General features: G+C 40.8%; 24 protein-coding genes. 16 read left to right on the forward strand and 8 right to left on the reverse strand.

All coding sequences use genetic code 11. The features are described 5' to 3' along the window. Positions 1 to 70: 70 nt before the first annotated feature. Positions 71 to 1,807 carry an ABC-F family ATP-binding cassette domain-containing protein gene (locus tag B9G53_RS21675; RefSeq protein WP_094535542.1) on the reverse strand — a complete coding sequence of 579 codons (1,737 nt, stop codon included), beginning with the start codon at positions 1,805 to 1,807 and terminating at the stop codon, positions 71 to 73. Between the two features lie 552 nt (positions 1,808 to 2,359). Between B9G53_RS21675 and B9G53_RS21685 the strand changes: the two genes are divergently transcribed. The 7 genes from B9G53_RS21685 (at position 2,360) to B9G53_RS21710 (ending at position 6,078) form a co-directional block, all read left to right on the forward strand. After that, a complete protein-coding gene (locus tag B9G53_RS21685) occupies positions 2,360 to 3,277 on the forward strand; it encodes a diguanylate cyclase (protein ID WP_094535544.1) in 918 nt (305 codons plus the stop codon). Between the two features lie 234 nt (positions 3,278 to 3,511). Further along, entirely contained in the window at positions 3,512 to 3,928 is a 417-nt protein-coding gene (locus B9G53_RS21690; RefSeq protein WP_094535545.1) for a YggT family protein, read from the forward strand. Between the two features lies 1 nt (position 3,929). After that, positions 3,930 to 4,709, forward strand: a complete 780-nt coding sequence (locus B9G53_RS21695) for a sterol desaturase family protein (RefSeq protein ID WP_094535546.1) — start codon at positions 3,930 to 3,932, stop codon at positions 4,707 to 4,709. Between the two features lie 198 nt (positions 4,710 to 4,907). Continuing rightward, positions 4,908 to 5,090, forward strand: a complete 183-nt coding sequence (locus tag B9G53_RS21700) for a CsbD family protein (protein ID WP_094535547.1) — start codon at positions 4,908 to 4,910, stop codon at positions 5,088 to 5,090. 143 nt (positions 5,091 to 5,233) lie between these two features. Further along, positions 5,234 to 5,515, forward strand: a complete 282-nt coding sequence (locus B9G53_RS21705) for a 4a-hydroxytetrahydrobiopterin dehydratase (RefSeq protein WP_094535548.1) — start codon at positions 5,234 to 5,236, stop codon at positions 5,513 to 5,515. Positions 5,516 to 5,568: 53 nt separating this feature from the next. Further along, positions 5,569 to 5,721: a lmo0937 family membrane protein gene (locus tag B9G53_RS26960; protein ID WP_141211846.1), complete on the forward strand. Its 153-nt coding sequence runs from the start codon at positions 5,569 to 5,571 to the stop codon at positions 5,719 to 5,721. Positions 5,722 to 5,775: 54 nt separating this feature from the next. Further along, on the forward strand, positions 5,776 to 6,078 hold the full coding sequence (locus B9G53_RS21710) for a hypothetical protein (protein ID WP_094535549.1): 303 nt from the start codon (positions 5,776 to 5,778) through the stop codon (positions 6,076 to 6,078). Positions 6,079 to 6,195: 117 nt separating this feature from the next. On the opposite strand, the gene B9G53_RS21715 is transcribed toward B9G53_RS21710, so the two are convergent. After that, positions 6,196 to 7,533, reverse strand: a complete 1,338-nt coding sequence (locus B9G53_RS21715) for an MFS transporter (protein ID WP_094535550.1) — start codon at positions 7,531 to 7,533, stop codon at positions 6,196 to 6,198. 295 nt (positions 7,534 to 7,828) lie between these two features. Here B9G53_RS21715 and B9G53_RS21720 point away from each other — a divergent pair, with 295 nt between their 5' ends. From B9G53_RS21720 to B9G53_RS21755, 8 genes are all read left to right on the forward strand, one after another. Continuing rightward, positions 7,829 to 8,554 (forward strand): ferritin-like domain-containing protein, encoded by a 726-nt coding sequence (locus B9G53_RS21720; RefSeq protein WP_094535551.1) that lies wholly within the window; start codon positions 7,829 to 7,831, stop codon positions 8,552 to 8,554. Between the two features lie 113 nt (positions 8,555 to 8,667). Continuing rightward, positions 8,668 to 9,519 (forward strand): ferritin-like domain-containing protein, encoded by an 852-nt coding sequence (locus B9G53_RS21725; protein ID WP_094535552.1) that lies wholly within the window; start codon positions 8,668 to 8,670, stop codon positions 9,517 to 9,519. A 128-nt stretch (positions 9,520 to 9,647) separates the two neighbouring features. Further along, complete coding sequence (locus B9G53_RS21730; protein WP_094535553.1) at positions 9,648 to 10,415, forward strand: hypothetical protein; 768 nt, start codon at positions 9,648 to 9,650, stop codon at positions 10,413 to 10,415. 63 nt (positions 10,416 to 10,478) lie between these two features. Beyond that, positions 10,479 to 10,637 (forward strand): YqaE/Pmp3 family membrane protein, encoded by a 159-nt coding sequence (locus B9G53_RS21735; protein ID WP_094535554.1) that lies wholly within the window; start codon positions 10,479 to 10,481, stop codon positions 10,635 to 10,637. Between the two features lie 81 nt (positions 10,638 to 10,718). After that, positions 10,719 to 11,072, forward strand: a complete 354-nt coding sequence (locus B9G53_RS21740; RefSeq protein ID WP_094535555.1) for a phage holin family protein — start codon at positions 10,719 to 10,721, stop codon at positions 11,070 to 11,072. Positions 11,073 to 11,239: 167 nt separating this feature from the next. Then, positions 11,240 to 11,677, forward strand: coding sequence for a hypothetical protein (locus B9G53_RS21745; RefSeq protein ID WP_094535556.1), 438 nt, complete (start codon positions 11,240 to 11,242; stop codon positions 11,675 to 11,677). A 31-nt stretch (positions 11,678 to 11,708) separates the two neighbouring features. After that, positions 11,709 to 12,005, forward strand: coding sequence for a hypothetical protein (locus B9G53_RS21750; RefSeq protein ID WP_094535590.1), 297 nt, complete (start codon positions 11,709 to 11,711; stop codon positions 12,003 to 12,005). A 97-nt stretch (positions 12,006 to 12,102) separates the two neighbouring features. Then, positions 12,103 to 12,612 (forward strand): hypothetical protein, encoded by a 510-nt coding sequence (locus tag B9G53_RS21755; protein ID WP_094535557.1) that lies wholly within the window; start codon positions 12,103 to 12,105, stop codon positions 12,610 to 12,612. Positions 12,613 to 12,646: 34 nt separating this feature from the next. Here B9G53_RS21755 and B9G53_RS21760 read toward each other — a convergent pair whose 3' ends face one another. From B9G53_RS21760 to B9G53_RS21770, 3 genes are all read right to left on the reverse strand, one after another. Further along, the gene (locus B9G53_RS21760) at positions 12,647 to 14,920 is read right to left on the reverse strand and encodes an amylo-alpha-1,6-glucosidase (protein ID WP_176453307.1); all 2,274 of its coding nucleotides are present in this window, start codon (positions 14,918 to 14,920) and stop codon (positions 12,647 to 12,649) included. A 161-nt stretch (positions 14,921 to 15,081) separates the two neighbouring features. Next, entirely contained in the window at positions 15,082 to 15,570 is a 489-nt protein-coding gene (locus B9G53_RS21765) for a hypothetical protein (protein WP_094535558.1), read from the reverse strand. A gap of 115 nt (positions 15,571 to 15,685) precedes the next feature. Next, positions 15,686 to 16,564 carry a DUF6544 family protein gene (locus B9G53_RS21770; RefSeq protein ID WP_094535559.1) on the reverse strand — a complete coding sequence of 293 codons (879 nt, stop codon included), beginning with the start codon at positions 16,562 to 16,564 and terminating at the stop codon, positions 15,686 to 15,688. A gap of 385 nt (positions 16,565 to 16,949) precedes the next feature. On the opposite strand from B9G53_RS21770, the gene B9G53_RS21775 reads away from it, so the two are divergent. After that, a complete protein-coding gene (locus B9G53_RS21775) occupies positions 16,950 to 17,783 on the forward strand; it encodes a hypothetical protein (RefSeq protein ID WP_094535560.1) in 834 nt (277 codons plus the stop codon). A gap of 254 nt (positions 17,784 to 18,037) precedes the next feature. Here B9G53_RS21775 and B9G53_RS21780 read toward each other — a convergent pair whose 3' ends face one another. The 3 genes from B9G53_RS21780 to B9G53_RS21790 all read right to left on the reverse strand — a co-directional run bounded on the left by B9G53_RS21780 (position 18,038) and on the right by B9G53_RS21790 (position 21,416). Then, positions 18,038 to 18,706 (reverse strand): DUF2807 domain-containing protein, encoded by a 669-nt coding sequence (locus tag B9G53_RS21780; protein WP_094535561.1) that lies wholly within the window; start codon positions 18,704 to 18,706, stop codon positions 18,038 to 18,040. A gap of 276 nt (positions 18,707 to 18,982) precedes the next feature. Further along, complete coding sequence (locus B9G53_RS21785; RefSeq protein WP_094535562.1) at positions 18,983 to 20,278, reverse strand: glycosyltransferase family 1 protein; 1,296 nt, start codon at positions 20,276 to 20,278, stop codon at positions 18,983 to 18,985. 55 nt (positions 20,279 to 20,333) lie between these two features. Next, positions 20,334 to 21,416, reverse strand: a complete 1,083-nt coding sequence (locus B9G53_RS21790) for a glycosyltransferase family 4 protein (RefSeq protein ID WP_094535563.1) — start codon at positions 21,414 to 21,416, stop codon at positions 20,334 to 20,336. Positions 21,417 to 21,660 lie beyond the last annotated feature (244 nt).

The following is a 21,660-nucleotide window of genomic DNA, read 5'->3' on the forward strand; positions in this document are numbered from 1 at the left end:
ACGTGACTACCTGAAAAATTAGGGTTGCTCCAGCGCAAAGCTCTATGAAATTGCTATAGATGATTGCATATTACTTTGCTTTCGCCTTTTGTTGTTGCTTTTCTTGACGTTTTTCAGCTTGCTTTGCTTTTTCTTTGTCTTTTTTTACAGCATCTTTCGCTGCTTTTGCTGCCATTTCGGCTTTATATTTAGCCTCCCTTGTTTCCTCTTCTCTTTTTTCTTGATAGTAGGTATAGTCACCTGCATACATGCAGAGATCACCGTCCCGAATTTCGACAATTTTGTTTGCGACTTGCGAGATGAAATAGCGATCGTGGGAAATCACGGCTACTGTCCCTTCATATTCACGCAAAGCCGCCTCTAACATCTCCTTAGCAGGAATATCAAGGTGATTAGTCGGCTCGTCAAGGATCAAGAAGTTGACGGGGGTAAGCAGCATTTTGGCAAGAGCAAGTCTTGCCTTTTCGCCACCACTAAGGTCACGCACAGTTTTAAATACGGTGTCGCCGCTAAATAAGAACTTACCAAGCACACCACGAACTTCTTCATGGGTCATTTTAGGGAAGTCATCGTGGATCGTGTCGAATACGGTTTTGTGCAAGTCAAGTGCTTCAGCTTGGTTCTGCTCAAAGTATCCGACCAGCACGTTATGTCCAAGAATAATTTCGCCTTCGTTATAGGCTTCTTTACCAACCACCATTTTTAATAGTGTGGATTTTCCTGCGCCGTTGGGACCTAGAAAAGCAACCCGATCGCCTCTTTCGATTTCCAGATTTGCGCCTAAAAACAAGATTTGATCACCATAGGCATGGGTGAGATCCTTAATCTCAACACTGACGCGCCCACTGCGAGATGCAGGTGGAAAATGAAATTTTAAAGTTCTGACATCACTATCAGGAGCTTCGATCCGCTCGATTTTGTCCAATTGCTTTTCGCGACTCTTGGCTTGGGTACTGCGCGTGGCACTAGCCCTGAAGCGATCGACGAATACTTGTTGCTTTTCAATATATTTTTGTTGACGTTCAAAAGCAGCTCCCTGTGCAGCTTTGGCTTCGGCTTTTTGAGCTAGATAAGAGGAGTAATTGCCTAAGTAAGTCATCGATACGCCACGCTCAGTTTCCACAATCGATGTACAGAGGCGATCTAGAAATTCGCGGTCATGGGAAACAATTACCATTGGCGTGCTAAGCGATCGCAGATATTTCTCTAACCATTCGATCGTTTCTAAATCTAAATGGTTGGTCGGTTCATCTAGTAGTAACAAGTCAGGCGATTGCAGCAAAATTTTGCCTAAGCCCATTCGCATCTGCCAACCGCCACTATATTCACTCACAAGGCGATCGCCATCATCAGCTTTAAATCCTAATTCTGGCAATAGCTTGTCGATACGGCTTTCCAGTTCATAGCCATTGTGATCCTCAAACTGGCGTTGAAGACGATCCATCTTTTTGAGAATCGGCTCATAGTCTTCACCATCCTTTAAATTTTCCAAGTGATGATGGACTACTGCTAGTTCTTTTTGAATTTCCCGAACTTCCTGAAAGGCTTGCCACATTTCTTGTTTGACTGTACGTGTCTCTTCGATATCAAATTCTTGGCTGAGATAGGCAATTTTGAGACTAGAAGGACGCACAATTTGTCCTGCGGTCGGTTCGATTTCCCCTGCAATAATCTTTAGCTGTGTTGATTTCCCCGCACCGTTTACGCCGACTAAACCAATGCGATCGCCTGTTTTGACTTCCCAGTTAACGTCTTTGAGGACTTCGCCAGTAGGATAAATTTTTTGAATGTGTTCGAGACGAAGCATAGATTTAGGAGAGTAACAAAACTTAACTTTTCATTAAGATTATCATTTTTTTGTAACAAATACATCCGCCTATCCAAAACCCAGAAAGAAGAAATTACTCATATCCCGATTTAGATTGCTCATAATCTTCTCCAAGTCTCAATTCCACATTCTTGTGCTTGTCAGCCTGATTGTCTTGAAAATTCAGTAATACCAATTCACAAAAGTGTTGTCACACTTTTATGAATTGAAAACCAAACCTATTACGAGTTTTGGTATAACCCGTAATAGCGATCGCCAAGCAACAAGTTTTTATGGTAAAGATTTGTTGTATTTTTATGCAAATTATACAAGTTATACATGAGTCGAACACGATTTTAAACAAGAGATTAACTACGCTAATAGCTGTAGATGAGACTTATAACAATTTCCGAGCAAACGAACCACAAGAGATCTTTGAAAGTTTCAAAGCAACACTTTCAAAAAATTTCTTGGTTTGGGTTTGAACGCAAAGCGCTGTAGTAAGAATCTTAGAAAACCCTCATTTGATTTTTATTAGCGTGGAAAAGCAATATGGATAATGAGATTAAAGCTAGTTCAAGTGAATTTGATGATTCAGAAAATGTCAAAATAGTTCCTCTTAAAAATGTACTCGATCAAAGCGAAGAAATTAAAGAAGATGTAGAGGAAGCTGCGGAGCAAATTGGTTCGGTGAATGCAGTCCTCTCAAATGATGATAAAGTCCTGCCTCCATATCCAACTATCGAAGAGGTAATCGCTCAGAACGAAGAAGCCGAACGCAAGGTGGTAAAAGCTGCGGAAGATCTAGATCAGGTTAATGCCGAACTCACTAAGCAAGTGGCTGAGAAAATCAATATTGAAACTGAATTGAGGCAGACGAAGAAAGATTTACATGAGATTCGTAATGATTTATCAAAATCTCAAGCAAAAGAGAAAGATGCACTACACATTGCTTTGCATGACTCACTAACAGGACTTCCCAATCGTTTGCTTTTGGAACAGCGTCTCGATCATGGATTGACTCAATCACGACGGTATGGTTGGAAACTGGCGCTCATGTTCATTGATCTAGATAAGTTCAAGGACATTAATGACTCTTATGGTCATGACATTGGCGATCAAGTGCTGATCACTGTAGCAAAACGGTTACAAGATTTTGTGCGCGGCGAAGATATTGTCAGTCGATGGGGCGGCGACGAGTTTATCTGTATCCTGTTGAATATTAAACTAGAAGATGAAGTCGTTAATCTTGCCAAGAAGATGGCTGATCGAATTTCCGAGGACTGTGATTTTGACGGAACTATTGTTTCTGCAAGGGCTACTATTGGTATTGCCATATGTCCTAGAGATGGAGAAACGGCTGATGTCCTCTTTAAACAAGTTGATAGAGCTATGTATCGATCTAAAGGAACAGATAAGAGAGTGATGCTGTTTGGTGATGCTGTTTTAGATGTTCCTGCTATTGAATAGATACTCTTGATGATTTGCCATGGGCGTAAAACCAAAAGAGTAATGGCGGAGCATCGCTCCGCCATTACTCTTTTGGTTTTGTAATCAATAATTGCTGTAATTGAGTAAAGATTTGTATCGTATTCAATCAATTCAATCATAAGATCACCCAGCACTCTGTCACCGTAGGTCTAAAAGCTAAATAGTTACGTTTAGCCCTATTTAAAAAATTCAGTAAAATTCAGTGATCTAAACATGAACGATAATCAGCGAGATGAAAGCAATCAAGAAAGACGGCAAGATCTGAGGCAGGATGAAGAGGCTTTCCGCCTTCGACAAGAAGAAAGTCGTTTGGGAAAGGCTCAACGCAGTAATACTTACTATTGGATAGTGAACAGTATTTATTGGCTGGGGGGAATCATCGAAATATTACTGATGCTAAGATTTGTATTACGTTTATTTGGTGCTAATACTCAAAATGAGTTTGCTCGGTTTATCAATAATTTATCTGCACCATTTATTGCTCCATTCTCGACCTTATTCATTAGCCCCACATCTGATGGCGGTGCAAATATATTTGATGTGAATATTGTCATTGCAATTATTGCCTATGCAATTTTGAGCTACCTTTTGATTTCTTTAGTCAGATTTATCTTTTACAATAGAGTCTAAGTTGCTAGATCACTCATTTGGATTTTACGGTATTGCATTCTTTGGGATTATTCTTGCCAGATATTTTCTCGTGGCAGGGGGGATGTATCTGTTATTTTACTCGCCATTCCGTCAGTCGTTAGGTGGGCAAAATGCACCACAAGTTCCATCTTGGGAATCGATACAACAGGATATTAAACTTTCTGTACTTTCAGCAGCAGTATTTGCGATCGCTTCTGCATTCATCGTATCGGGATATGGATGGAACCTCACGCGCATTTACAGCGATCCCCAACAGTATGGACTGTGGTATTTGGGTGTAAGTTACTGTCTTGTGTTGATTCTGCAAGATGCCTATTTCTATTTCACCCATCGCTTGTTTCATCATCCATCACTTTTTCATTGGTTACATCAAGGGCATCACCGATCGCGTTACACTACGCCTTGGACTTCCTTTGCTTTTGATCCATTAGAAGCGATCGTTAGTTCACTTTTTCTAGTTGGCATTGTTTTTATAATTCCCTTGCATTTCATTACTTTAATAGCAGTCCTTACCACGATGACAATCTGGGCTGTGTTAAACCATCTAGGTATTGACCGATTACCTTTATCATTTCCCCATCATTGGCTAGGTAAATGGTTTATTGGTCCTGCCCATCATTCCATCCATCATCTTAAGTACACCTTGCATTATGGGCTTTATTTCACCTTCTGGGACAAGCTATTCCATACTCAAGATCCTAATTATGAAAAGAGATTTGATGAACGCCTCACGAGTGAAAACAAACCAATAAACTTTTGAAAAGGTTGCAAAGTATTGGTTTGGGTTTACGTGCAAAGCGCGGTAATTTATGTTTTTGATTGCGATTTGTATCTTATTCAATCAACTTAATCAATTCACTCAACAAATCAAATGTTTGCCTGTCATAGTAATTCGAGAAGCTAAAGTTGTTAATTCGACTCTAGTAAATAGTTCTTAAATTACAGAAAGGAGTCCATTATGAGTTTAGAAGATAGAGCTAAGGCAACTGCTAAAAACGTTGAAGGTAAAGTGCAAGAAGCTGTTGGAGATCTGACTGGCAATACTAAAAATCAGGTAGAAGGCAAGGCTAAACAAGCTGAGGCTAAAGTGCGCCATGCTGCTGAAGATGTCAAAGATGAAGTCAAAAAAGTTATTGACTAGTAGTTTGTCGCCCTAGCCTGCCGCTAGACGATCGCTATTTTCAGTAATCAAGAATACATCCACACCATCCTGATTTTCTTGAAATAGAGATTTGATCGTACCGCGATCTCATCTCTATTTCAATTACACTACCTGACTTTTTTATGACTAAACAGAAATTAACAGACAAAGAAGTTACCACCGCGATCGCGCAATTACCTGAGTGGAAAGTAGTTAATGGAAAGTTGAATAGAGCTTTCAAGTTTGCTAGCTTTGTTGATGCTTTTGCCTTTATGACCAAAGTAGCTTTTGCTGCTGACAAAATGGATCACCATCCTGAATTATTTAATGTCTATAACCGTGTCGTGATTGATCTAGCTACCCATGATGTAGATGGAATCAGTAATCTAGATATTGAGTTAGCTAAAAAAATTAATGATTTGTAGATTATGGAATCTTGCTCACTGTATTCTCAATCGAAAATAAATAGAAAAAAATTATGTTAAATCTAATCTGGACTGGCGTTGGTGTACTGCTTATTCTCTGGGTCTTAGGATTCTCCATTAATATTGGTGGTGGCTTAATCCATATACTACTAGTTTTGGCAGTAATTGGCATTGTTTATAACTTTTTTATAGGGCGTAGTATCTAATCAAATGAGCCGATCTCACATTTGACAATTAATATTTAGAAATACCAAAAAACAATGAAAAGCAATACCCAAAGAAAATTTGAGTTAGATGGAAAAGTGGCTGGAAAGATACTGAAAGGGTCAGAATTCCCTCAGTCTCCCGATCATCCAGATTCAATTGGGACTCTATCTACAGACATCTCTTTTGAAGGAGTCGTGATCGAAAATAAGGAGAAAGTAGTTTTTAGAATTACTGAGGTCAATGATCATGGAAACAAGCAAATTGATCATGTTCGAGAGCGTGGAACACAAGCAATTACCATTGGTCAAATTTTTTCAGTTGACGAATTAACTGGATGGGATATTCAACCTGTGTAACAACAAATAATGGTGGCGCGAAGCGCCACCATTATTTGTTGTTACATCGCTTTGCAAAAACCAAAAAAAATTTGAAAGTGTTGCTTAGCAACGTTTTCAAATTTTTTTTTGGTTTTCTTACTTCTCGTGAAGGAATAGTAAAGGAACGATCGCTACTAAACGCAGGATAGCCGATAGAAAAAATACGCCAAAGATCCCTTCATAATGAGCGTACTGCGCTAAAACTCCACCTGCGGTTGTACCTAAGGCACTGCCTACACCTGCTAAGGCAGAAGCGATCGCAAAGAAAGTTGCATGATGTTGAATTGGGGCGATCGCGATCTGAATATTATTACTACCTAAATCGATCGCCGCCCAAGTTCCACCCAAAAAGAGATGAAATATCAGTAAATAGATCCATAACTGGGATTGAACTTGAGATAGCCCTGTGAGCAACCAAAACAAAGGTGTAATTGCGATCGCTAAACCTGCAAATATTAATAACGGACGGTTACCTACGCGATCGCTTAATCTTCCCCATACCAACAACATCAACATATTTGCACCACTGCTTAGACTGCTAAACAGAGTCACCCAAGTTATATCTACATCAAGATTGTCTAGCATGTAGAGATTGAAAAATGGTGTGCTGAGATTAACAGCAAATCCCCAGAGTGCAAAATAGATTAGGAAAATAATCAGATTGGAATCTTTAAAGGGAGAGATTAAATTATTAATCAAACTATTAAATAGATTTGCTTGATAATTCGTTTGATTATTTTCAGGTTTGTATTCCACTTGGCAGGCTGTTTGATACTTCTGAGGATTAATATCCACCATAAATTGCTGACAAGCTAAACTTGTCAAACCTGCTAGGATACTAATACTTAACACAATCCCATAACCTGCGATCGCGCCGCCTTGCCAATGGGAAATGATAAAACTTGCGATCGGTAAACATAGCAAACTGGCGATATTACTGACAACATTGCGAATACTGTAATATCGCCCACGTAGTTTTGATGGAACTAACGCCGCTAGCCAACTCATCCAAGAGGCACTACCTAGCGCCGCTAAAATACTGGAAACTACAACTAAAGTTAATGTCAAATACACCAAATGTTCTGAGAAATCGGGAATAGTTTCTCTCAAAACAATGCTGATCAGTAGAACTAGCCAAATTAGTCGCGATGGCAAAAATGTCCAGATTCCATAGTCATGACGACTGTTTGAGCGGTTGGACAACAAAGCTCCTAATGGCTGTAAAAGATTTGCTAGCATTGGTAAAGACGCAACCATGCCAATTTCAAAGGGGCTTGCACCCAAATTTAGTAAGAAGCTACTGAGTAATACACCGCCAGTCACATTACTAAAAACTGTCGATAAACCACCATCAATTGTCGATGCTCTGAGACTAGTACGAACGGATACTTTAAGGGCTTGTTCTCTTTCTTCAGTATGTGTTTCAATTATCAAAACAAACCTACAATGTTATAAAGAAAGATACTTCATAAAACCCAAAAGAGGGTGGCGGCGCTTCGCACCGCCACCCTCTTTTAGGTTTTATGTTCTAATTAGGATTTTTATATGCTAGCTTTCATTATCTAGATTACTGATAAAGATTTACTACATTCCCATACAAATCAAGCAATTTACTCGTTCTCCAACATATCGATATACATCATTTCAAACATCTATCTGTAACGATACAGTTGAGTACATAAATTTGTATGCGTCCTGTATACGCCATGAATTAGGAGATCTTAAATATATGAGCAGTAGGAAACTACCTTCTACGTCACGGCGTTCTCTAATCAAATTGGGAATTTATGGACTTGGTGCTATGACAATTGCCACCATGCCATCAGTACTGAATGCTCAAACAAGCAGCCGCGGCAAAACCCTGATGTTTAATGCTGATGACATCGGTATTCTCAACTTTGCTTTGTTATTAGAAGAACTAGAATCTGCGTTTTATGCAGCCGTTATTAGTTCTGGCAAAATTACTAATAGTAGAGAATTGGAATATATGCGATATTTGGGCGCACAAGAAACCGCCCATGTGACATTTTTACGCAGCGTTCTTGCTAATCAAGTTCTATTTGCTACCCAAGATTTAAGTTTTAACCAAAACAGCGTGAATGGAATTATTGCAAGCCGCGATAGTATTTTGAATACAGCGGTTACCTTAGAAGACGTAGGCGTTCATGCTTATAACGGTGCTGGTCCGAGTCTGACCAACCCCTCCTTTATTCTTGCGGCGGGTTCCATCGTCTCTGTAGAAGCTCGACATGCCGCTGGTGTGCGATCGCTACTTGGCAAACCAGTGACAGAGCCAGATGCGGATCAGCTAATTAGTAATGCAAATCTAAATTCGGCTCTCAATCCATTCAGAGGAAAAGCTTACGACGAGCTATATACACCTAAACAGATTGTTGCCATCGTCAGTTCGCTAAATATCATCAACAATCCTATTGGCGGTTCTCTAGTTGCATAGCTGAATAATAGCCCCATGCACAAACTCTCCATTCAGCTACAAATACATTCATTCAGAAGGGATCGCTCAACATGACACCTTACTTCGCTACTTTCAGAATAAATCCGAAAGTTATGTTTAATAGTTTTAAGCGTGCAATCAGCAGAGCCTTGTGGTCTGTCCAGTTTAGCCTCGTCTTTATCCCTCTCCTACTTTTAGGCTTATTCTTTAGCACTGCTTTACCCGCATATGCTCAAAGTACAGTCTTAAGCCCTAGGGAAGTAACAGAATATGCTCTTACTTTAGAAAAGTTGGAGGCAGACTTTTACCGCCGTGCGGCTGACTCGGCTATGAATGGAGGTTTAGTATCTGCACCTCAAATTGCCAAGGATGCGATCACCTCCTATGGTGCAGATGAAGCCAAGCATGTTACCGATCTCTCAGCAGCATTACGCTCCATTGGCGGCAATCCTGATGCTGTGACTATTCCTACAAATCCTAACTATAATGCGATCTTAGGTCGTGACCCGTTTGCTAATCCTAGCGATTTTCTCTTGGCAGGACAATATGTGGAAGATTTGGGTGTGGCTGCTTATAAAGGACAAGTACAGAATCTACTTGCCGCAGGTGAAGCAGGTAAGCCAATTTTAGCGGCTGCTTTGGAAATTCACAGTGTCGAAGCGCGACATGCTGCTGGTGTGAGATACTTACGTGAAACTTTGCTAGGTTCTGATGTGCGTCCTTGGATTGCCACTAATGCCAGCAGTAGTGAAGTCATCTATAACGAGAATCGACCTGATTCTCCAATTCCATTTAATCTTGACGCTTTTGACGGCTATGCAACTAAAGATGAAGTGATGGCTCTGGTTGAACCAATCTTAAATGAAACCCAACCGCCAACTACTGATCAACCTAGTAATCAACCTAGTGAAACCCCAACTCCAATCCCTAGTGAATCTCCAGCACCAGTGCGAGGATTATGGTAGCAGAAGCAGTTAGGTGATGAGTTTCTATGCTCCTAACTATATAAAGAATTTAAGGGAGGATTTGTTCTCCAAATCCTCTTACAGTATTTCCGAGTAAGAACTCATTGGAATTTTAAGGAATTTTAATTATGTCTAACCCAGTTAAGGAAAAGATTAAAACTAATCTTGATAAGGCAAATAGAGAAGGTAAGATTCGCGCTGAACATATTCGCGAAATCGTTAAAGAAGCCGTTGTTCAGACTGTTGCTGAACTAAGAGAAGGTTCTGGCGAAATTGGCTTAATTGTCAAATCAGCCATATCTACGGTAATGGCTGATTTCAAAGGCGGTGGCAAGGAAACTACTGAGAAAATAGCTGCTTCTATTGAAGGGGCGATCGCAGGAAGTACCCATGACCGACAACAAACCCTCAATCAACGCCGAGAAAAGCTGTTAGAAATTCAAGCCCAATTGGATGTCCAGCAAGAACAATTGGATCGTGAAAGCAGTGAGATTTTGATTGATATCAAAGCCTCAGAATCACCACATTTGATTGATGACGATTCAGCAGCACTTAATTTAGCGATTGATACTGTCCAAGAACAGCAAGAATCAGGGATTTTGCAAGAGCAGTATCTCAAGCTCAAATCACAACTTGCTAACTTAGATGTAAAACTGGCTATTCGTTATGGCGATCGCTACGACGAAATTAAGCAGCAATGGGAAAACGCGAAGATTTGGTACGGTCAGAAAAAGATCGAAGCAGAAGCCAGTGGCACTATCCCTTTACAACAGAAAGTTACTGATATTGAGAACAATATCGGCGGACTTGGTGCAGTAGTAGCCCGTAAAGAGAAAGAAGTTAAACAGCATTTACAAGAGATTTGGGAAAGTAAAGGTGTTGGCTCTAAGCCTTGATTTACTTTTACTTCTCAAACATGACATTAGATCGTTCTCAGTTCATTTAAAAAGTACTAAATCATGAAAATTATTCTTGGGATTCTACTCCCACCCCTTGGTGTTTTTCTAGCTTATGGTTTTAGCTCCACTTTGCTAATCAATATTGGGCTAACTCTATTGGGTTGGGTTCCCGGCATTATCCATGCTGTTTGGGCTATCTCTAAACAGCAAGATAAATAGTGCTAAGCAACGCATTTCACTCTATCAACAAATAATTAAGATGACGGTGTAAAAAGCCGTCTAAAACTCAGGAGAAAAAATATGGTTGGATACTTGTTCACAATATTAGCAACGGCTCTAGGACTTCTAGTTGTCGATATGGTTGTGCCAGGGGTGGATATTGCTAATTTCCCTGCGGCGATAATTGCGGCGATCGTGATTGGGTTTGTGAATGCTTTCATTGGACCAATCATCAAACTTTTATCCCTACCATTTACCTTCATTACGTTAGGATTATTTTCATTTGTTGTAAATGGCATCTTGCTCTGGTTGGCTTCGGTCATCGTCCCCGGATTTACAATGAATGGAATTGTCGCCCTGATTTTAGCGCCTATTGTTCTATCTTTTGTTAGTACGTTTTTCAACAAGTACTTTGCTGAGAGAGGAACCAACTAAATATTTATAGGATATGTAGTGTGTATAGCTATAGCCATCAATGTTAAGACAACGCCAAAACCCAAAAGAGAGTTGCGGCGCGAAGCGCCGCAACTCTCTTTTGGGTTTTATGTCCTGACTTGGCTGGCTATATAACTACATACCCTATAAATATTAGGAAAAGAACTATGAACATTTTTAATTACGCTCGAAAGACAGTACTAGTTTTAGCGCTAATGTTAATTCTGACCTTCACAACTGCTTGTGGAGCTTCTCAAACTCAAACTTCTAATCCCGCAAGGATTACGCAGAGTTCGGAATATAATCAATTAGAGCGTGGTAATTCCAAGGCAGGACAAGATTTTGGCGATTGGGTGATCAAGACTAGTAAAGGTTTGATTAAGGATGCCTATGTGCGCGATCGCAACAAGTTAGGAGTCGTGATTTCGCCAAAAGTTTTACCGACTGAAGTGAAGGCTTTAACCAAATCCTTAGCTCAAGGCTTTAGGCACAATTTTCCCAATCAAGACTTGACTGTTTTAGTCTATGCTCCCGATAAAAAGCTAATTTTAACCGCTAAATATGATAGTCAGTCCCAGCAAATTGATTATCAGCAAGCAAGCTAAACAAGTTGTAAGAGTAATTAGTGAGATGATCATGAATAATCAAACCACAACCGTTCACCCTCTTGATTCCTATGACGCTTATTGGCAGGAGAATTATGGCTCTCGCCCTTACATTGAAAAAGAGGTTCCCTATGCAGACTATCAACCCGCTTATCAAACGGGACATGAAGGCTACGATCGCTATCTTGGCAAGAGCTTTGATGAAGCAGAAGATGAACTCAAACTAGATTATGAAGCGATTTTAGCCCAAAAAACTGGGACGGGATTAGCTTGGATCAAGGTTATTGATGCAGTTCGAGATGCTTGGGATAAAGCAGGAGCTACTTGAAACTCACATTCATTCTCATTCCTTTGGTAAGGATAGGCGGCGCATTGCACTGCCTATCCTTAATTATTTAGCATTATTAATATCAAACATAACAACCATGCCAAATTCTAGCGATGAATACAAACGTCAAGTCATGAAAGATTTGGCAGAGGGCAGCAAAGAAACCCTCACCGAAGAAACAGAAAATTATCAAAACTTTGATGATTTTGCCCAAAGATCCTCCCGTGAAGAACGCCGCAATCTATTTAGTGATCTCTTTCAGAAAGATCGCATTACTCCAGCCGAAATGGAGCCAGAATTGCAAAAGGCGGTCGCAGGGATTCAACCTAACCAGCGTGATGACGTAGCTAGAGAATTCTTCAAACATCTGAAAAAGCGTGGTCTGAACGAGCGAGATCTTGAAAAGCAATTGGGCTTATCTAGCCATAATCCTAGCCGCATGACACCCGAAGATGTTGCGAAACTGGCTAGTTTTGCTTACCACACGCATCCTGATATTTTTCAAGAAGTTTTAGCGATTCAACCTGCACTTGTAAAGTTTCTAAGTAATCCACTCGTGGGAGCAGCTCTAGGTGCGATCGCTGCCAAATGGTTTGGTCGTAAGTAAAGGATTTGCAGCGCAAAGCGCTGCAATCTAATTTCTATGCTTCGATGATCACGCGGACATTACCGCGTTTTTTATTGACACGACAGGCAGTAGTATCACCATGACGTTCAAATTCCAGATCTAACAATGTTTGTCCGATCCGTAAATTCTGAATTGATAGGCGATTAATGGAATTGAGTAAGCAGGGATCAATAATCCGAAGCTGATTATTGGGCGCATCGGGTACAAAATTAACCATGATCGAAATTAATTGGAAGATCGTTCCCGTTGCCCAAGCTTGTGGTGAACAGGCGACAGGATACTGCACTGGAAAACTAAATCCATCATGCTCGTAACCACACAATAACTCAGGGGGACGTTGATAGGGCTGAGCGATCGTCATATCGATCATGCCTTGAGCGATTCGTAATGATTGCTTGACGAGACTATGCGATCGCATACCGACGGCAATCAAGCTATTGTCATGGGGCCAAACGGAACCGATGTGATATCCCATGGGATTATAGGCAGGAGAAAGGCTACTCAGAGTCCGAATCCCCCAACCATTGAACATATCAGGAGCATTTAAACGGGCGGCGACACTGAGGGCTTTTTCATAATCGAAAATGCCTAAATTCAAGCAATGACCAGCATTAGAAGCAATACTATCAACTTGCTTACCTGCGCCATCTAAGGCGATCGCGCAATAGTCTTGATCGGGCATCCAAAAATCTTGATTAAACCGTGATTTTAAATCTTGCGCCTGCGATCGCCAAAGTTCGGCAAGATCAAATAATTGTTTTTTCTCAGCCAACTCACTCATACGGATTTTCGCTGCATAGACATAGCCTTGCACTTCGCATAAAGCGATCGCCCCCTCAGCAAGTTCTCCTTTACTATTAACAATGCAATTTTCTGAATCTTTCCAACCTTGATTGAGCAAACCTTTTTTGGAAGAGCGATGGTAACTCAGATAACCCGTTTCTTGGCAATTGCGATCAATCCATGCCATCGCTGAGAGCGCGTTTGGCCATAACTGATTTAAGGTAGCCTGATCAGCAGTCCAGGCATAATATTCGGCATAGAGCATCAACCATAGAGGCGTAGCATCGACCGTGCCGTAGTAAGGAGTATGGGGAACTTCTTGACAACGCGCCATTTCCCCTAATCTAATTTCGTGGAGAATTTTCCCTTTTTGTTCATCCCTCCATTCATTATCAACTTTTCCTTGAAAATGAGCCAAGACAGAGAGCGTATCACGAGCCATTTGAGGATCTAAAACCAAGGTTTGGGAAGCAGCAATGATCGAGTCTCTACCAAATAAAGTCGAAAACCAAGGTACTCCCGCCGAGAGAAAGTTATGCTTTTCTGATGTCTGTCTGAGTAGATAAATATCCTGTATAGCGCGATCGATCACTTGATTTAGCGATTTATTATCAGTTTGAATTTTCGTAATTTGTTCTGCCCAGAGTTTCTCTTCTAATAACTCCTCAGTCTTTGCCTGTGCAAAGGTTTCGGGAACACTAACAATTGAGGTCGGACAATTGTTGGTAAATAAATGGATACGATATCCGATCGTTATCGATTCATGGGCGGCTAAATCTAAATGCCAGATGGCAGTATAGTCTTGAATATCTTGCGGCTGAAATGAATTAAATTGAATTCGCGATTCCATCAACGAACCATCTAATCCTTCATAGGCAAGCACAATTTCTTTGGGCAAAGCTTCCGCAGCTTTTAGTTCTTGATTCGGTAGATAGCGGAGAAAACTGCCTCTTTTTTCACGCTTAGTTCCTCGCACTTCAAATAAATCTAGAAAATCTGCATCTAAGCTCAAACTAAGCGTAAAGCTAACGGGATGCGTATTGTAGTTAGTTACTTGGGTCTGCTCAAAAAAACCACCTTTAATCACGATTTCTCGATGGATATCAATGGTTTCGGTCTTGATTTGACCACCCTTTCCATTCTCAATTTCGGGATTTGCACATAAAACCGTCATTGCAAAGCCTTTACGGGCCGTACTACTGAAAGAAATAGGCGATCGCCCATTAATTTGTAACTCTAGGCGACTGAGAAATCTGGTATCCCGACAAAACAATCCCATGCTGTCTTCAATACCACCAATGCGACAGCTTAGGTCAGAGATATTACCTAATGTATCTGTAATCAAGAATAAATCGTCATCCTTTAACGTCAATGTAGCGATCGGATGCTCACCGATGACACAAACCCAAGGAGAAATCAGACTTTTATCAATAGGAATATATGTCCTTCCCTCAACTTCAATTGTAGCGGGTTCAATGATGACTGATGGAGTGATGTCTGGCATATTATTATTGATATTGTTAATTGACTGTAGAGAACCATAAGAAGCTGATGTACCCGCAAAGCAGGCGCATCAGCTTCTTGAGGTTTTGGTTTTGATTAAGCCTATCTACTTATCTGAGCGATCGCGAGTCTGTCCAAATTTAATTTTATGTTTCTCCTTTTTTATTTCTGTGCATTAGAGCGACCCCTAGATTGCAAATAGACAAAATCAATAATCATCAGAAATATCGGAGCAGCAAGCCATAACCAAAAACCAAGTAACAACTTAGTTAATAGGATATGACTATCAGGACTACTCCCATTCGGTAAAGCAAACCAATATGCGGATATTGTTCCGATAAAACCGACAATAATTGCCGTAAGAGCCGCAGCTATAGAAAACTGATATTTCTTCTTTACAAAAAGTACACAGGAAAGCCAATAAAGTGGATTTGCTAGCCAACCGATCGCAGGTATTTGGAGAAATAACAATCCAAGTATGCCCCAAGCGGTAACTTCAATCCCTCTCATGTTAACCATGATACCTGAGTATGATGTCTTGTAGTTGACGATCTCGAAGGCAAGTGCTGGGAAAGTCAGTCCCATCGTATATAGCGATAAAGATACTCCTAATAGAAATAAACGGTGCTTGAAAAAAGGTACTTTTTTCATAGAATGTAACCTAGTTAAATAGTCAAGCATAAGTAAACTTAAAACCCAGATTGCCGTGCCGCCCGCTACGCGGACAGCACGGCAATCTGGGTCGAGCTACTTAGATCCCTTTAAACTATGCTGACGATGCAAACTCATAGCTAATCTTGGTAATCTTTCCTTTAAAATAAAGCCGAAGCCCTTCTGGATGCTCCCAACCCACTTCACCTTCTAAGGGAATCCGCATTCCATGATGAATTGCATATTCTCTAAAATTGCCTACCCAAGGCATAAAGGTCAATTTGTCTCCAACTACCCGATAACAGCGTGCTTCAGCCCGCATACTGGTAATTAATCCCTCAGCATCAAACTGAAACACGACCGAGGCAGTTGTTTTCCCATCGGTCAAAGTGGCGCGACTAGAATGCTGATCGATCGCTTCCCAGACCACACCTTGACTAGGTAACAGCGATGTCGGATACCAAACCGTTTCTGCGAGGAAGCGTAATAATTCGCCTTGGTTTAATTCAGTCGTATTGTGCATTTTGGCAACCGTGAAAAGACCGAGTATGGAGGCTTGTAGATCTCCTTCTCCTAGCAAATAGGTGTCATGGACAAATACATTGATGAATGGAAACATCTGGATTTTTGCATCCCAGTCAAAGCCTAGCCTTTGGGTAGCCACAAGTTGTGTAGCGGTAAACTCATGCCATTTATCTTCTGTTTCATTCATATGAAACTGTCCATGCTGAGAGATTTCAGCCTTGGTGACGATCGCTTGTCCATCGTGAAGGACAGCCTTAAAATATCGCTGCACAGGCTCTGGTAAATCTAGAATCTCTCTAGAGTCATAGGTTTGAGTCTGAATTGCTTGCTGTCCATTTGTTAGTTTGACTCGTAATTTATCAGTCTCAGATTGCCAGCGATCGCGAGCGTAAATAAGGCCAATCACTAATAGAGCTACGATTAGAATGCCAATAATGGCAATTAGTGGCAACTTTAATAAATAATCCATAGATAAACCTAAGCTAAATACAGCTATTATCAGCAGTATAAATCGCCATGTTTGGATGACGATCATTTTTTCATGCAAAGTTATGACTATCACTATGACTATGACAGGCGATCGCTTGATTTCGTGAATGAATTGATTGAATACGCTACAAAAGGTAACTGAATGGCTCTAAAATTAAATAAATCGCTCTTTTGATCTTATAGCGTTTACCAAGTAAGAGAGGTACAAAGGTTTGTTTCCCCGCCTTCGGCGGGAAAACAAACCCGTACTTCACTAGACTGGTAAACGCTATAGATATATCGTATATTGAGAATTGGAAGCTAGATTAAATATCTAGACTTCTAAACTTTATGTAATTACTACAAGGATTTAACTGTGATTACAAATGCTAGTAACCGATCTGGCTCAAGCATCTCAATCTCAACGTGATTGGGATTGGATTTGGAGAGAACATCCCAGTCTCGGACCTATCTATTTAAAGATATTCGTGGACAGAACATCTAGTGAACTAAAAGAGTGGTTTGCGAATATCATCACAACGAGATTACCTCAAGATAATTTCTATCCATGCTTGGACAACAATCAATATGCGATCGCTGATGATCTGCAAACTGAGCGTCAAGGGCGATTGTATCAGGTGTATTGCCCTGACAAAGATTATGGCTATGTGGCTAAATCAGGGGATACCAGTACGGGATGGATACTTTTGTCTGATGGTCTGTTTTGCTTAGGGCGTAACTACCACACACCCAATTTCGATCAGCAATCAATCGACGCTATGCTCTTGGCAGCAATTATGGCGGGAGAGTTAGGAGAGATTTCTTGGGATTTATTTGATGGTGATTATGTTTACTTTGAAGCTACGGGAGATGGATTAGAGTCCATGAGAAACTATCTTGACTCAAATTCTGACCCCGATCGCTTGCGGCAAGAATTCTCGCGGATGTTGTTTGTCAATGATGTCGATGCTTCGTCGGCAAACAATGCTCAGGAAGCCGCCGCACTCATTACCCATCATTTTCAAGTACCAATCACAAAATCTGAGGCGATCGCTAATTTGGAAGCTTGGCTTGGCACAACAGCGATTTCGCAACTGCCGCGTTATGTTACCGTCAAACTGCCTAGAAGACTTGGCAACACTTACAGTGAAGATCTCGACTATCCGCGTATTATTGCTGCGAATTCTCGTATTCTATGGCGATGGTCATTTAATGGATAATGTTCCTCTACCAATCACTACCTGCGCCGCCACCATCGCTACTACTGTGAGTTGTAATTTCTAGGCGATCGCATCAACAATCTATTTCCTAAAGGCGATCGCTATTACTGTGGGTCGTGATTTCTAAGCGATCGAAGAGGATTGAAATGTCTTCTTATGATTTTGCATACTATTTCATAGGCTTTCCACCTTATCAAAGAACCCTATGAAATAGTATGCAAGCAAATAAGCTTTCGCCTGTGCTGTTGTAAATTTCAAGTTCTTTTTTTGATTCCTCCCAGCCCTTTAACAGATTCTGTAACTTGAGGAGAACCAATATATTCGATCGCTCCTATACCTGATACAGATGCATCTAACTGCTCACTCACATTAACCACAGCACTCCCTACACCTTTATTGCGAACAGTAGCTTGCTTAGACTTCAACTCTTCACCATTAAAGCTACCCACACCAGAAAGATCGAGATCTAATACATCAACATTTCCTGCGATCGCCATACTACCCACACCATCAAGCGAAACCGATAACCTTTTGCCTTGAATATCTTTGACTTCAATACTACCAACCGCTTTAGTATCCAAATTCTCTAGATTCTTCACCTCTACAATAAACTCAATCGGTTTAGTGGGATCAATGCTTGAAGAGTTTACATTGTTGATATACAAGGTTTGATCAGATACGCGACTCTCTAGAATTGGCAAAATATTTTCATCAGCAATAATTGTGAGAGATTCCTTACCTGTCTGCTGAATCTTGAGCTTGCCAACGGAATTAAAAGAGATAGTTGAAAATGTAGTTACTTCCCTAACTTCAGTTTTTAAAACTCCAGATCCTCTAGTTCCATTCAAACTAAAAGTACAACCTGTGAATAGGCTTAAAGCCAATAAAAATAGGGTAAAGCGGTATATTAATTTATTCTTCACTGAATTACTCACTTAGGGACTTACACAAAATAACTGAAACCCAAAAACATTGTGGCGGGCGTAGCCCGCCACAATGTTTTTGGGTTTTATATGGATCATTTTTTCCTTGGAGTTCCCTTAGAGAATGATAAATTGATATGTTTCTAAGTAAGTCGTTGGAATTAATTGTAGGATGGGTTAGCGATCGCGTAACCCATCATTGTGCGCTAATGGATGTGTTACTTCGCACTAGAGCATCCTACAATTAATTCTACTTAATTACCTGAATGAATTGATCTATGCCGATTTATTTATGCTTGGCACTTTATAACTCCAAGGTTGCTCATGCATAATTGATCGCGCTAACACATGACGATAGAGTTCACTCAATTGAATCGTAACTCCAGTCCAACTAAATCGCTGATTGACATTTGCTGATGCTTGCTTCCGCATTTTTCTAACCCATAGATCATCAAAAAGAATCCGATGAATGCCGTTAGCAAAAGCTTCGATATCTTTTGGTTCGACTAAAAGTCCAGTTTCTTCAGGGATAATCGTGAATTTTAGACCGCCGACATTAGACGCAACTACAGGCACACCGCAAGCCATCGCCTCGATCGCTACTAGTCCAAAGGGTTCATAGTAACTAGGAATCACACAAACATCCGCCGCAGTATAGTAAAGCGGCAAAATATCATGCCCAATCCGACCAGCAAAGAGAGTGTAATCTGTTAAGCCTAAGTCATTGACGATATTTTCAATTCTTTTTCTTTCATCTCCATCAGGCATATTTGCCGAACTTCCACCAACAATGATCAACTTGAGATTTTGGAGATCCTTTTCCTTTAGTAGCGCGAAAGCTCTTACCAAAGTCTCAATCCCCTTGCGTTCATCAAACCTACCCACATAAAGAATCACTTTTTCATGAGTACCTAATTTCAACTGTGTCCGCGCATGAGCCTTAGACGTTAACCGAAAGTTATCGGTATCAGTTCCGCAAGGAATTATTTCAATTTGCCCACGAGTTGAAACAAGCGATCGCAAGGTTTCCTGTTCTTGAGGACTAGTTGCCACAACACAATTAGCTCTTTCTAAAATCTCTCGTTCAACCCTCAAACGAGTACTAGCAACTTGAGGGATCTCGACTAGAGATTGATATTTCACGGCTCCTAACGAGTGATAAGTATGTACCAATTGGATACCACTAGTTTTTTGCAACTCCAGTCCTGCCCAAGCCGATAGCCAATAATTAGTATGAATTAATGGATAATTCAAGCCTTGAGTCCGTTGAAAAGATTGGAATGAACTCACAAACTCTGGCATATGTTCAAACAATCTATCTCTAGGGATATATGTCTCTGCGCCTGCTTTGAGTCGGATTGTTCGACAATGGGGCGAATGCTGCACAATTACCGCATCATCAGCATGGACTTTGCGGGTAAACATATCCACATGCCAACCTAGAGATGCAAGGGTTTCCCCCACATGACGCACATATACGTTTTGTCCACCTGCTTCTTCGCATCCAATATCCGCCGCAGGATCAGCATGATCAGAAATGAGTGCGATCGCCTGTCTATTTAAACTCAACATAATATTTTTCTCCTTTTGGATTAGAGAATTGGGGGCGCTTCGCGCCCCCAATTCTCTAATAGGTTTGCATTACCAAATCTCGATTTTGTCCATTTCGGGAATATTTCTCTCCCAAAATCTTCTGATAGACAGCTTCATATCCGTCAGCCATCCGCTTTGCTGTGAAATTAATCAAGACATGCTCTCGACAGGTGTATCGATCCAACTTGGCAGCAGGTGCGATCGCGGCTATACATTCATCGACGTTTTGGCAGAGAAAGCCGCTTACTCCGTGAGCAATCACCTCAGGAGCTGAGCCTAAACTCATGGCAATGACAGGCGTACCTGTAACCATCGACTCAATCATCACTAGTCCGAATGGTTCTTTCCATGTAATCGGGAAGAGAGTTGCCACGGCTCCACCCATGAGAATGCTTTTCTGTTGATGATTTGCTTCACCTAAAAATTCGATCTGTTTTCCATCAATATGAGGCCGGATTTTTTGATCAAAATATTCTAAATCGACGGGATTGGGATCGATTTTTCCTGCCATCTTAAGATGCCATCCAGAACGTTGAGCAATTTCAATCGCTAAATGTGCGCCCTTCTCAGGCGACATTCGTCCCAAAAAAGCCAGATACGGTGGATGTTCTGGCTGAGGATAAAAGTTATAAGTATTAGGAGCAATACCGTTATAAACTGTGGATACATAGTTTAAGCCTAGACTCGTATCCCTCTGTGAGTTGGAAATACTAATGAATGGTTGATTTCGCACATGGCTAAATAGTTTCTCATTGTCAGGTGTAAAAATGCCGTGGAGAGTATGAACTGTAGGCGTTTTTACTAAGTTAGTATAGGGTAATGCTACGCAACCAACATGGGAATGAATTATGTCAAATTGAGCAGCATTTTCATACACACGACTCATATTTAACATGTCATAGATGTTAGGATCTTTAACGCTACTATCCAATCGTAATGCTCGAGGATGCACTGATTCTAATTTGGCTGAGGTCGTAGAATCACCTGAAGCAAATAGAGTGACATCATGACCACGCTTAACTAATTCCTCTGTGAGCAAACTTACTACGAGTTCAGTGCCGCCATAAGCGGGGGGAGGAACCTGTTCCCATAGTGGTGCAACTTGGGCAATTCTCATTATGAATCTCCTGCTCTATAACTTTTATTACAGGCGATACGACTGTTTCTAAAGGTTGTTATCTTACTTAAAATGACTATAACTGAGCTATGTGTGAGATCGTGTATATCTATAATTTAGAATTATATGAGTTGTATATAAATGTATTAAAACTTTATAGATTACCTATAGCTGTCGTCGCTTGTGTTAGAAGAAGAGAATCCTGAAGGGTTATGTCATAGGGAATACCTAGGGTGGCGATCGG

Origin of the sequence: Pseudanabaena sp. SR411 (genome assembly GCF_002251945.1) — a bacterium.
Classification (GTDB): Bacteria; Cyanobacteriota; Cyanobacteriia; order Pseudanabaenales; family Pseudanabaenaceae; genus Pseudanabaena.